The organism is Klebsiella sp. V115_8, assembly GCF_029967715.1.
GTDB lineage: Bacteria > Pseudomonadota > Gammaproteobacteria > Enterobacterales > Enterobacteriaceae > Klebsiella > Klebsiella quasipneumoniae.
Window position 1 is genome coordinate 176,541 of the sequence record NZ_JASCAR010000024.1, and the last position, 12,052, is coordinate 188,592.

Below are 12,052 nucleotides of genomic sequence, written 5' to 3' on the forward strand. Positions count from 1 at the left end.
GAGAAAAGATGAAAGTTATCATTGTGGAGGATGAGTTTCTGGCCCAACAGGAACTCTCCTGGCTTATCAACACCCACAGCCAGATGGAGATCGTCGGCAGCTTTGACGACGGACTGGACGTGCTGAAATTTCTCCAGCACAACAAGGTCGACGCCATCTTTCTCGATATCAATATTCCATCGCTGGACGGCGTTCTGCTGGCGCAGAACATCAGCCAGTTCGCCCATAAGCCTTTTATCGTCTTTATCACCGCGTGGAAAGAACACGCCGTGGAAGCCTTTGAGCTGGAGGCGTTTGACTACATTCTGAAGCCCTACCAGGAGTCGCGCATCATCAATATGCTGCAGAAGCTGACCGCCGCCTGGCAGCAGCAAAATAACGCCGCTTCCGGGTTAACCAGCGTGGCGCCTCGGGAAAACGACACCATCAATCTGATAAAAGATGAGCGGATCATCGTCACCAGCATTCATGATATCTATTATGCCGAGGCGCACGAGAAGATGACCTTCGTCTACACTCGCCGGGAGTCATTCGTCATGCCGATGAACATTACCGAATTCTGCAGCAAACTGCCCACCGCACATTTCTTTCGCTGTCACCGCTCGTACTGTGTGAATCTCAGCAAAATTCGGGAAATAGAGCCGTGGTTTAACAATACCTATGTGCTACGCCTGCGCGACCTGGAGTTTCAGGTTCCGGTCAGTCGCAGTAAAGTGAAAGAGTTTCGCCAGCTGATGAATCTGTAGACGGCGGGGAGCCCCGCCTGGCCGGGCTACGACAGTAGCCCGGGAGGAATGCGCTTACAGCACCTGACCCAGCGTCTGACGCAGATGCGCGCCGGAGCCCAGCAGGCCTGGGTTGTCATGCACGATCAGGTAAACCGGGATATCCTGGACATAGGCTTTAAAACGGCCTTTGTCCTCAAAACCGCCGCGGAAGCCGGAGGCTTTAAAGAACTCCAGGAAGCGCGGCACGATGCCGCCTGCGATATAGACGCCGCCAAACGTCCCCAGGGTCAGCGCCAGGTTTCCACCGAAGCGCCCCATAATGACGCAGAACAGCGACAGCGCCCGGCGACAGTCGGTGCAGCTATCCGCCAGCGCCCGCTCGGTGACCTCACGCGGCTGCAGGTTCTCCGGCAGTCGTCCATCCGATTTGACTATCGCGCGATAAAGGTTGACCAGACCAGGACCGGAGAGGACGCGTTCTGCGGAGACATGCCCTAGCTCAGCGCGCAGCTCTTCCAGAATAATGCCCTCTTCTTCGCTGTTCGGCGCAAAATCGACATGGCCGCCTTCGCCCGGCAGGCTGACCCAGCGCTTATCAACGTGTACCAGATGGGCTACGCCCAGCCCGGTTCCGGCGCCATAAACGGCGATCGGTTTGCCGGCTACCGGCGCGCTGCCGCCGAACTGAATCAGGTGCTCGGCTTTCAGCATCGGGATGGCCATTGAAACGGCGGTGAAATCGTTAATAATCTCCAGGTGCGCAAAGCCAAGGTTGCGCTTCATCTCGGCGATGGAGAAGGCCCAGGTATGGTTGGTCATCGCCACCCAGTCGCCGGTGATCGGGCAGGCGATAGCGATACAGCCTTCGCTGACCGTCACCTGATGCTCCTCGAGATAGACGCGCACCACCGCCTCCAGACTGGGATAATCGAGCCCGGAATAGGTCTTTGCACGAGAGATCTCTCCGCTCGCCAGATCACACAGCGCCAGGCGGGCGTTGGTCCCCCCGACATCTCCTACTAAAGCAAATTTTGTCATTCCGTTACGGCTCCGCTAAAGTCAAAATAAATCTTTTGGCACACTGTAAATTCATGGCGGCTTAACAACAACGTCCAACTCGCGGACGCCCCTTGTTTAGCGACACAGGTCACATTTAGTTTGTAATCAATGCAAAGTAGCCTATTAACGAGGCCACGGGTATCAGACGCCGCCTTAACTTTATCGTTTCAGCACCATTTGCATCGACGGTCCCCGCCGACAAAGGCAAAGTAGTGCTCCTGAACTTTAACAAGGACATTTTCATGCTCCATCCTCGCGCCAGAACAATGCTGATCCTGTCGGTGCCGGCTATCCTGATTGGCATCGCCTCCAGTCTGATCCTGATCGGCGCGATGAAGGTTGCCGCGTTGCTGCAGCGCATCCTGTGGAGCAATCTGCCTGTGCAGTTTGGAGTAAGCGCCGAGAACCCGCTGTGGATCATCGCCATTCTCACGGCGACGGGGATCGCGGTGGGCCTGGTCGTCCGTTACAGCCCGGGGCATGCCGGGCCGGACCCGGCGACCGAGTCGTTAATCGGCGCGCCCATTGCCACCGGCGCGCTGCCCGGGCTGCTGGCGGCGCTGATCCTTGGCCTCGCCGGCGGCGTCAGCCTCGGCCCGGAGCATCCGATTATGGTGGTGAATATTGCGCTGGCCGTCGCCGTCGGCTCCCGACTGTTCCCGCGGGTCAGCTCTCTTGACTGGACCATTCTCGCGGCCTCAGGCACCATCGGCGCCCTCTTCGGCACCCCGGTGGCCGCCGCGCTGATTTTTTCGCAAACCCTCAACAGCAGCAACGAGTCGCCGCTATGGGATCGTCTGTTTGCCCCGATGCTTGCCGCCGCCGCGGGCGCGCTGACCACCGGGCTGTTTTTCCACCCCCACTTCACGCTGCCGCTCCCACACTATAGCCAGATGCACTTCGTCGATATTGTCAGCGGCATGATCGTCGCCCTAATCGCTATCGCCGTCGGTATGGTCGCCGTCTGGTGTCTGCCGCGCCTGCACACGCTGATGCACCGCCTGAAAAACCCGATCCTGACGCTGGGCCTCGGCGGCTTGCTGTTAGGGATCCTCGGGACCATTGGCGGACATTTAACGTTGTTTAAGGGGCTGGATGAGATGCAGCAGCTGGCCTTCAGCCAGACGCTGACAGCCTCGGATTATCTGCTCATCGCGCTGGTTAAACTGGCTGCGCTGGTTCTCGCCTCGGCCTGCGGCTTTCGCGGCGGGCGGATTTTCCCCGCGGTCTTCGTCGGCGTGGCGCTGGGGCTGATGCTGCATGCCCACGTGGACGCCGTGCCGGCGGCGATCACCGTCTCCTGCGCGATCCTCGGCATGGTGCTGGTCGTCACCCGCGACGGCTGGCTGAGCCTGTTTATGGCCGCCGTGGTGGTGCCGGACACCACGCTGCTGCCGCTGCTGTGCATTGTGATGCTCCCGGCCTGGCTGCTGCTGGCCGGGAGGCCCTTGATGATTGCCAGACACCATACCGACTAAACGCGGCTGTTTCGTTCCTCCAGCGCCTGCGTCACCGCGCGCAGGAAATCGGGAATATCCATTTTCGGCAGCATCACTTCCACCAGGGTGAGCGTATCGGAGGTGATGCTCTCCGCCATCGCCTCTCGTAGCTCATCGGTGTGCGTAACCCGCCAGCAGCGCGAGGCAACGTCCGGGGCGAAGGCTTCCGGCAGGCGTCGCCAGTCCCACAGGGCAATGTCATTGTAGCGCTGCTCCGGGCCGTGAATCGCCCGTTCCACGGTATACCCTTCGTTATTCAGCAGCAGAATAAGCGGCTTTTGCTTATCGCGCAGCATAGAGCCCATCTCCTGAATCGTCAGCTGGGCGGCGCCATCGCCGACAATCAGCACCACCCGCCGCTCTGCCGCCGCGATTTGCGCGCCATAGGCGGCCGGGAGGGTAAAACCAATCGAGCCCCACAGCGGCTGGACGATCAGCGACGCCTCTGACGGCAGCTTCAGCGCGGCAATGCCGAAGGCGGCCGTCCCCTGGTCGGCGAGAATAATATCGCCGGGACGCAGCGCCCCCTGCACCGTCGCCCAGAAATTTTTCTGCGTGAGTTCGCCGTCGGCCCCCTCCTCCACTTCCGGCGCCACGACCTGAGGCGCAGCCCACTCCGCCGCCAGCGGTGCGGAAAGGGTCATCAGCGCAGCCAGTGCCTGATCCATCGGCACGCCGCTGAACCAGTGATCGCCCACCCTGACCGCGAAGGGCTGGATCTCTATCGTCTTATCCCGCGCCAGATGCTGGGTGAATCCCGCGGTGATGGTGTCGGTGAAGCGCGTGCCGATGCAGATGATGGTGTCGGCGTTTTCGATGGCCTCCCGGGTCTGCGGCGCGCTGGCGATACCGCTGTAGGTGCCGACAAAACCTCTCTGCTGCTCATCGAACAGCCCCTTGCCCATTAGCATGGTGGCGTGGGCGACGGGGGTTTTCGCCACCCACTCCCGGAGCGTGTTTTGCAGGCCATAGCGTTGCGCGAGGAAGTCCGCCAGCAGGGAGATGCGTCGACTGCCCCGCAGCAGGCGGCTGGCATGCTCGCAGAATCCGGCGAGCTGGTTTTCATCCGCCGGAGCGGCCTCCACCAGCAAGCGCTGCGCTGGGGCAATCGCTGCCGCTCTGGCGACATCGGCCGGCAGCATCAGATAGCCAGGCCGATGATGCGTCAGCATATCGCGCAGAACACGGTCGATCTCATGGCAGGCGTTGCCGGCGGTCAGCAGCGCCTGGCTACAGGTGATCTGCTCGCTCATCCGCGCAAAATGGCGGAAATCGCCGTCGCCCAGGGTGTGATGCAGCAGTTCGCCGCGCTGCTGAGCGCCAGTGGAGGGCGCGCCGACGATATGTAATACCGGAATATGCTCCGCATAGCTGCCCGCCACGCCGTTCAGGGCGCTCAGTTCGCCGACGCCGTAGGTTGTAAGTAACGCACCGGCTCCCTTAATGCGTGCATAACCGTCAGCAGCATAGGCCGCATTGAGCTCGTTGGCGCAGCCGACCCACCCCAAGGCATTATGCGCAATGACCCGGTCGAGAAACTGTAAGTTGTAATCTCCCGGCACGCCGAACAAGCGGTCAATACCGCAGTCGACGAGGCGATCCAGCAGATAATCCCCAATAGTGTAAGTCGGTTGCATATCCATTTTCCTCATTTTGGCGCAGGTGTAATTTGAGTATTGAATAAGCGATCCGCCTGTCCAGAAAGGGAGCGATAAAGGCAGTGTAAAGCAATAATTACGCCGAAAAAGCGATGTACTCCACGCAGAACATTGATTAGTGTAAACGTATACACACCCTGTTTTATCTGCGGAGGAAGAATGGTTTACCAGGCAAGTACCACGCGATATCAAACGATGGCCTATCGTCGCTGCGGCCGCAGCGGCCTTCAGCTGCCGGCAATTTCTCTCGGTCTGTGGCATAACTTTGGCGATGAAACGCGGGTGGAAACCAGCCGGCAGATGCTCCAGCACGCATTTGACCTCGGCATTACCCATTTCGACCTGGCCAACAACTATGGGCCGCCGCCGGGCTCGGCGGAGAGCAATTTTGGCCGCATCCTCAAAGAGGCGCTCCTGCCCTATCGCGATGAGTTGATCATCTCCACCAAGGCGGGCTACACCATGTGGGACGGCCCTTACGGGGACTGGGGTTCACGCAAATATCTGGTGGCCAGCCTTAACCAGAGCCTGCAGCGCATGGGGCTGGAATATGTCGATATTTTTTATCATCACCGCCCGGACCCGGAGACACCGCTGACGGAAACGATGCGCGCGCTTGATCACCTTGTCCGCCAGGGTAAAGCGCTGTACGTCGGCATCTCCAACTATCCGCTGGCCCAGGCGCGGGAGGCGGTGAAGATCCTTAACGATCTCGGCACCCCCTGCGTCATTCACCAGCCCCGCTACTCCATGTTTGAACGCGGCGTGGAAGAGGGGCTGCTGGATTTTTTGCAGACGGAAGGGGTGGGAAGTATAGCGTTTTCACCGCTGGCCGGCGGACAACTCACCGACCGCTATCTCAACGGCATTCCGGCAGACTCACGTGCCGCCAGCAGCAGTCGTTTTCTGCAGCCGGAGCAGCTGACCAGCGCCAGATTAGAAAAAATTCGTCAGCTGAATACGCTGGCGGAAGCACGCGGGCAGAAGCTGTCGCAGATGGCGCTGGCCTGGGTGCTGCGTGAGGAGAAAGTCACCTCCGTGCTGATCGGCGCCAGCAAAACCGCCCAGCTGGATGACGCTGTCGGAATGCTGAAACATCGTCATTTCAGCGCCGAAGAGTGCGCCGCGATTGATGCCATCCTGGCGCTGTAAAGCAAATGTTACTTTAGCAAAAAGTGCTCTTTTCTGTGCTTTCGGAGTTCGTCCGATGCGATAGGTCTTTACCGGCCCGTAATATCACGTTAACAGGCCGCTTAGGGCCCCGATCGTGAAGGAGAAGAGTATGTTCAGGTCACTGATTCTGGCAGCAGTACTGCTGGCCGCAGCGCCATTAGTCGCTAACGCTGGTGAAATCACCCTGTTGCCATCGATAAAATTACAAATTGGCGATCGTGACAATTACGGTAACTACTGGGACGGTGGCAGCTGGCGCGACCGTGATTACTGGCGTCGTCACTATGAATGGCGTGATAACCGTTGGCATCGTCATGACAACGGCTGGCACAAAGGCTGGTACAAAGGCAGAGATAAAGCCTGGGAGCGCGGCTATCGCGCGGGCTGGAGCGACCGCGACGATCGCCGCGGCGGCTGGGGACGTGGTCCCGGCGGGCGTGGTCACGGTCATGGACATGGCCATCACTAACAGACGAAAAGGGGAGCCCATCGGCTCCCCTTCGCTTTATTCCGCATCAGGAGGCCATTAATCCACCCCGAGCAGCGATCCCACAATTAACCAGCCGTTCAGGCTCACCACAATCGCGACTATCGCCCAGCCGATGCCTCTCACCCAGCGGGTATTCACCAGGTCTCCCATTAGCTTTGCATTGCTGGTAAATATCAGCAGCGGTACCAGGGCAAGCGCAATACCAAAGCTCAGCAACACCTGACTCATCACCAGGATGCGCGTTGGATCCAGCCCCAGCAGAATGACGACAAACGACGGCAGCATAGTGACCGCCCGGCGAAACCACAGCGGAATATGAAAGCGAATGAAGCCCTGCATGACCACCTGACCTGCGAGAGTCCCCACCACCGTCGATGATAAACCTGCAGCGACCAGGCTGAGGCCAAAGATGGTCGCCGCCGCATGGCTCAGCAGCGGCTCCAGCGTTCTGTAAGCCTGATCAAGATCGGCGACGCCGGTATGGCCATTGAAATGGAATGCCGCCGCGGCGGTCGCCATCATCGCCAGGTTGACGAACCCGGCAATGGTCATGGCGATCGCCACATCCCAGCGGGTCGCGTTATAGCGTTCTTTTCGCGTCCCGCCGTGCAGGTGCTGGGTAAGCGAGGAGTGTAAGTAGATCACGTGCGGCATAATGGTGGCCCCCAGCACCCCGGCGGCTAAGAATACCGCCTCGCCGTTGGGCAGCGTAGGGATCGCCAGCCCTTTGGTCAGGGGAGCCAGCGCGGGCTGGGAAAAGATCAACTCAACGACATAGGCGACGGCAACAAACAGCAGCAAGCCGCCAATCACCTTCTCCAGCGGTTTTTGTCCGCGCCGCTGCAGCATCAGGATCAGGAAGGTCGCCACCCCGGTCAGCACCGCCCCTTGCAGAAGCGATACGCCCAGCACCAGCTTAAAGCCAATCGCAGCGCCGATAAATTCGGCCAGGTCGGTGGCCATGGCGATGATTTCCGCCTGCACCCAGTAAAACCACACTACCGGGCGCGGGTAATGGTCGCGGATCTGCTCGGCCAGGTTTTTACCGGTGGCAATGCCGAGTTTGGCAGAGAGCACCTGGATCAGCATTGCCATCAGGTTGGCCCATACCACCACCCACAGCAGCTGATAGCCAAAGCTGGCGCCAGCCTGAATATTCGTGGCGAAATTACCCGGATCGATATAGCCAATGGCAGCGACGAAAGCTGGCCCCATTAAGGCGAGCTTCACCTTGCGCGCGGCGCGACTACTGCTATTCTCAACGCGACTGCTAGTCATCTTCTGCCTCTGGAAATATAGCCTTTGCTATGTTTCATGCTATCAAAATGCGAATGATTATCAAGTTCATTTAGAATGGAGATAATGATTGCTGTGATAGGAGGGAACAATTGCTGGCCGGAAATGAAAAACGGGCGTCAATAAACCCGATCGCGCCCGCTATTAAGAGTAGTACAAGAATGCAACTTTTAAAACCTTTACGTAACATAACAAAAGTGGATGTTTGATCACTATTTTTGCCATTGGTCACAGTTCCTTGCAATAGTGTGCAATTGATCTCGTTTTCTTTAAAGCCGTTGCATAGAATGTGCACGGAAATTTAACCTGCCTCATATTTGGAGCAACTATGGACCGCGTCTTGCATTTTGTCCTCGCGATCGTTGTGGTGGCTATACTGGCCCTGTTGGTCAGTCATGACCGTAAAAAGATCCGTATTCGTTATGTTGTTCAACTGCTTGTCATTGAAGTCCTGCTGGCCTGGTTCTTCCTGAACTCCGATATTGGTCTGGGTTTTGTGAAAGGCTTCTCCGAGATGTTTGAAAAACTTCTCGGCTTTGCCAACGAAGGGACAAACTTCGTGTTCGGCAGCATGAACGACAAAGGTCTGGCCTTCTTCTTCCTTAAGGTTCTGTGCCCTATCGTCTTCATTTCCGCGTTGATCGGTATTTTGCAGCATATTCGCATCCTGCCGATTGTTATTCGCGCCATCGGTACCGTGCTGTCGAAAATCAACGGCATGGGCAAGCTGGAGTCCTTCAACGCCGTCAGCTCGCTGATCCTCGGCCAGTCGGAAAACTTTATTGCCTATAAAGATATTCTCGGCAAAATGTCGCGCAACCGTATGTACACCATGGCGGCGACCGCGATGTCCACCGTATCGATGTCCATCGTTGGCGCATACATGACCATGCTGCAGCCGAAGTACGTCGTCGCGGCGCTGGTGCTCAACATGTTCAGCACCTTTATCGTTCTGTCGTTGATTAACCCGTACCGTGTGGAAGAGAGTGAAGAAAATCTGCAGATGTCGAATCTGCACGAAGGTCAAAGCTTCTTCGAGATGCTGGGCGAGTACATTCTGGCGGGCTTTAAAGTCGCGATTATCGTGGCGGCGATGCTGATCGGCTTCATCGCGCTGATCTCCGCGCTGAACGCCCTGTTCGCCACTGTGACCGGCTGGTTCGGCTACAGCATCTCCTTCCAGGGGATCCTTGGCTATATCTTCTACCCGGTCGCCTGGGTGATGGGCGTGCCGGCAAGCGAAGCGCTGCAGGTGGGCAGTATTATGGCTACCAAGCTGGTCTCCAATGAATTCGTCGCCATGATGGATCTGCAGAAAATCGCCTCGACGCTCTCCCCGCGCGCGGAAGGCATTATCTCTATCTTCCTGGTCTCCTTCGCCAACTTCTCGTCTATCGGCATCATCGCCGGGGCGATCAAAGGTCTGAACGAAGAACAGGGCAACGTGGTTTCTCGCTTCGGTCTGAAGCTGGTTTACGGCTCCACGCTGGTCAGCGTCCTGTCTGCTTCTATTGCGGCTCTGGTTCTGTAACAGGCGCCTGTCATCTGAGCCGGGCGATGCCCGGCTTTTTTTTACCCGTCATTCGCCCAGCGGCTGAGGCTTGCCCACCAGGTAGCCCTGCAGATAATTCACCCCCAGCTCCAGCAAGCGCGCTTTTTGCGGTTCGCTTTCGACATATTCCGCCACCACGCTCATCTGTTTCGCCCGCGCCATCTCGACAATCGATTTCACCATAATGGCGTCCAGCGGGTCAGTGAGGATGTCGCGGACGAAGCAGCCGTCAATCTTGATGATATCGGCCTGCAGATGCTTCAGTCGTTCATAGTTCGCATATCCGGTGCCAAAGTCATCAATGGCGATGGCGCAGCCAAACGCGCGCAGCGCTTCAAGATTTTGCCGGCTGATGTCGGCATTGGAAAAGGCCTGCTCTTCAGTGACTTCAATAGTGATAAGGTCTGGTGAGACCGCATAGCGTTGAAACAGCGCGATAATCTGCGCGGCGCTATCCTTTTGCATCAGGGTTGCAGGCAGCAGATTGACCGAGAATCGCTGGCCAGCGTGCTGATGAAGCACGCTGAACAAGGTCTCCAGCACCAGCATGTCGAAACGTTGGCTGAGGTTAAACTGCACAATCAACGGGATAAACTGATCGGGCATAATGACGCTATCGCCACAGCGCATCCGGGTGAGGATCTCATGATATCCCTCCCCTTCCCTGTTCTGAATCGGTTGCGCATAGAGCATGAGCGCCCGCTCTTTGAGCACCTGCTTGACGCGCATGAGGAGGCGCACCTGCTCGGTGGTTTGATCCACCACCAGCTCCTGCTCCTCATCCAGCGCCAGCACCCGACGTTCGCTGCCCGCCTGTTCGGAAAGCCAGCTTAGCTGACCCAGCATCTGGTGAAGGCCCTCGCGCTGACCGTCGTCGCGGCCCCAGGCCGCGCCAAACTCCAGATCCAGCGGCTGATTGTGCCAGCTGAATTTTTTGTGGTTGAGAACCGCGACCATATGGTGCAAACGGGATGAAGGCTCCGGTCCGTCAAGCACGAGGATCAGTTCGCTGCCCGGCACCTGGAAAACTTTATCCGCCGCCCCCAGCAGCGGTTGCAGCGCCCGAATAATCTGCCGTTTACAGTCCACCCCCATCATCAGGCCATAATGCCTGCTGAGAAAGTCGAGATTATGAATACGCAGGCTGCAGATAACCTGCTGCGGACAGCTCTGTAAATGACTCTCCAGCGCGCGCAGGTTAGGCAAGCCAGTCAGCGGATCTTCTTCCGCCTGACTACGCCAGCGGCGTTTATTGCGATCGCTGCGGGCATAGGTGTCTGCCATATAAAACAAACAGATAGTAAAGGAGATCAACACTGACAGCACAAAGGATAATGAATACTCGCTTTGGACACCCTGGAGAAAGTTTTTGTTATACACCACCAGTAAAAAAGCCGAGACCGACCATGAAATACGCAGCAGCGCATGACCAATCCGGCTAATCCCGATAAAGTAGACGATAAAAATCACCGGAACTAAATAACCGGCAATAAATTCAGACTGATACGGCGCACACAATAGCGTTAATATCACCGCCAGCGCAATAAACCAATATAGCGTAAAGGAACGATATTTGGCTGCCAGCCACGGTAAACATTCCTGCCGCCAGAATCGTCGAGCGTAGCATGGATTGATAATCATCCGCATTGGATAATATAAAAAGGTGGTAAAAATTAATGCTGCGCTGATTAAACTTTGAATATCTATTACGGTGTAAATCAACGGCATACTACCAAAATAGCTGGTAATAGATAGGGGAAACGCAAAATATTGTCCGGCGAGGTACATGGTGATTTTCAGCAGCACCGGCGCGAAGAACCCGCCCCAGAAGATCCGCGCCCCCATATGTTTCGCCGTTGGACCACAGCGCCAGCGCTTACCCACCATCAGTCTTAGAATAGCGCAGGAGACGAACACCGCAAACAGCTGACAAAAGAGTAAGATAAACGCCTGCGGTAGCGTTAATTTAATTATCAGGCTATTGGTAATGGCAAAGGCGAGAATTAATGGCGCAATCGCATAGCGACCAAAGATAAAAATAACAGAAAACATTACGCTGATTGGCAGCCAGGCAATATAAATAAGATTGCCATCAATAACCGTTTGCGGTGAAATAAAACGAGCCAGCGGAATAGCGACTAAACAGACGATAAAGGCCAACAGAGTTTTTTTGATATTAATGTTAATTTTATCAACCATTATTGTTAATTAAAACTCCGGCAACCTCATTACGCTTAATGGGGGAAATGTTATGTTGCTTATTTAGGGCAAGCAAGGTGAATTATCAGGAAAAAGTCTGAAATTACTTTCGATTTTAATAGCTGGAGATTAACTGACGTAACCAGAAAGTGCTTTACATGAAAATAGATAAAAAAAACCCCCGCCGAAGCGAGGGTTCTGAATTTTGGTGGAGCTAAGCGGGATCGAACCGCTGACCTCTTGCATGCCATGCAAGCGCTCTCCCAGCTGAGCTATAGCCCCACAGGACCTCTTTACGAACCAAATCCGCTGGGTGCAGAATTTGGTGGAGCTAAGCGGGATCGAACCGCTGACCTCTTGCATGCCATGCAAGCGCTCTCCCAGCTGAGCTATAGCCC

The 12,052-nt window shown here is 56.4% G+C and carries 9 protein-coding genes and 1 tRNA gene; 5 read left to right on the forward strand and 5 right to left on the reverse strand.

The window, feature by feature from the left end; genetic code table 11:
* The first annotated feature begins 8 nt into the window (after window positions 1-8).
* On the forward strand, window positions 9-746 hold the full coding sequence (locus QLG03_RS09540; RefSeq protein WP_023290580.1) for a LytTR family DNA-binding domain-containing protein: 738 nt from the start codon (window positions 9-11) through the stop codon (window positions 744-746).
* Window positions 747-800: 54 nt separating this feature from the next.
* On the opposite strand, the gene glk is transcribed toward QLG03_RS09540, so the two are convergent.
* Window positions 801-1,766, reverse strand: coding sequence for a glucokinase (gene glk / locus QLG03_RS09545; RefSeq protein WP_004202027.1), 966 nt, complete (start codon window positions 1,764-1,766; stop codon window positions 801-803).
* Window positions 1,767-2,029: 263 nt separating this feature from the next.
* Between glk and QLG03_RS09550 the strand changes: the two genes are divergently transcribed.
* Window positions 2,030-3,265, forward strand: coding sequence for an ion channel protein (locus tag QLG03_RS09550; RefSeq protein WP_147733377.1), 1,236 nt, complete (start codon window positions 2,030-2,032; stop codon window positions 3,263-3,265).
* Here QLG03_RS09550 and QLG03_RS09555 read toward each other — a convergent pair.
* Complete coding sequence (locus tag QLG03_RS09555) at window positions 3,262-4,923, reverse strand: thiamine pyrophosphate-binding protein (protein WP_255988973.1); 1,662 nt, start codon at window positions 4,921-4,923, stop codon at window positions 3,262-3,264. The genes QLG03_RS09550 and QLG03_RS09555 overlap by 4 nt on opposite strands.
* A gap of 180 nt (window positions 4,924-5,103) precedes the next feature.
* On the opposite strand from QLG03_RS09555, the gene mgrA reads away from it, so the two are divergent.
* Together mgrA and QLG03_RS09565 are read left to right on the forward strand one after the other, a co-directional pair.
* The gene (mgrA, locus tag QLG03_RS09560) at window positions 5,104-6,096 is read left to right on the forward strand and encodes an L-glyceraldehyde 3-phosphate reductase (protein ID WP_023290583.1); all 993 of its coding nucleotides are present in this window, start codon (window positions 5,104-5,106) and stop codon (window positions 6,094-6,096) included.
* Window positions 6,097-6,226: 130 nt separating this feature from the next.
* Entirely contained in the window at window positions 6,227-6,586 is a 360-nt protein-coding gene (locus tag QLG03_RS09565) for a DUF2502 domain-containing protein (RefSeq protein WP_023290584.1), read from the forward strand.
* Between the two features lie 57 nt (window positions 6,587-6,643).
* On the opposite strand, the gene QLG03_RS09570 is transcribed toward QLG03_RS09565, so the two are convergent.
* Window positions 6,644-7,885: an Nramp family divalent metal transporter gene (locus QLG03_RS09570; protein WP_004202021.1), complete on the reverse strand. Its 1,242-nt coding sequence runs from the start codon at window positions 7,883-7,885 to the stop codon at window positions 6,644-6,646.
* A 346-nt stretch (window positions 7,886-8,231) separates the two neighbouring features.
* Between QLG03_RS09570 and nupC the strand changes: the two genes are divergently transcribed.
* The gene (gene nupC, locus QLG03_RS09575; RefSeq protein WP_012540950.1) at window positions 8,232-9,434 is read left to right on the forward strand and encodes a nucleoside permease NupC; all 1,203 of its coding nucleotides are present in this window, start codon (window positions 8,232-8,234) and stop codon (window positions 9,432-9,434) included.
* Window positions 9,435-9,482: 48 nt separating this feature from the next.
* Here the strand turns inward: nupC and QLG03_RS09580 are convergent, their stop codons facing one another.
* Both QLG03_RS09580 and QLG03_RS09585 read right to left on the reverse strand, forming a co-directional pair.
* Entirely contained in the window at window positions 9,483-11,654 is a 2,172-nt protein-coding gene (locus tag QLG03_RS09580) for an EAL domain-containing protein (RefSeq protein ID WP_255988970.1), read from the reverse strand.
* 206 nt (window positions 11,655-11,860) lie between these two features.
* Window positions 11,861-11,936: transfer RNA gene (locus QLG03_RS09585), tRNA-Ala, on the reverse strand.
* Between the last annotated feature and the right edge of the window lie 116 nt (window positions 11,937-12,052).

Bases quoted from the DNA above. Each gene is read 5' to 3' on its own strand.
- QLG03_RS09570 (WP_004202021.1), bottom strand. From the start codon at position 7,885: ATGACTAGCAGTCGCGTTGAGAATAGCAGTAGTCGCGCCGCGCGCAAG.
- QLG03_RS09565 (WP_023290584.1), top strand. From the start codon at position 6,227: ATGTTCAGGTCACTGATTCTGGCAGCAGTACTGCTGGCCGCAGCGCCA.
- QLG03_RS09550 (WP_147733377.1), top strand. From the start codon at position 2,030: ATGCTCCATCCTCGCGCCAGAACAATGCTGATCCTGTCGGTGCCGGCT.
- QLG03_RS09540 (WP_023290580.1), top strand. From the start codon at position 9: ATGAAAGTTATCATTGTGGAGGATGAGTTTCTGGCCCAACAGGAACTC.
- QLG03_RS09555 (WP_255988973.1), bottom strand. From the start codon at position 4,923: ATGCAACCGACTTACACTATTGGGGATTATCTGCTGGATCGCCTCGTC.
- QLG03_RS09580 (WP_255988970.1), bottom strand. From the start codon at position 11,654: ATGGTTGATAAAATTAACATTAATATCAAAAAAACTCTGTTGGCCTTT.
- mgrA (WP_023290583.1), top strand. From the start codon at position 5,104: ATGGTTTACCAGGCAAGTACCACGCGATATCAAACGATGGCCTATCGT.
- nupC (WP_012540950.1), top strand. From the start codon at position 8,232: ATGGACCGCGTCTTGCATTTTGTCCTCGCGATCGTTGTGGTGGCTATA.
- glk (WP_004202027.1), bottom strand. From the start codon at position 1,766: ATGACAAAATTTGCTTTAGTAGGAGATGTCGGGGGGACCAACGCCCGC.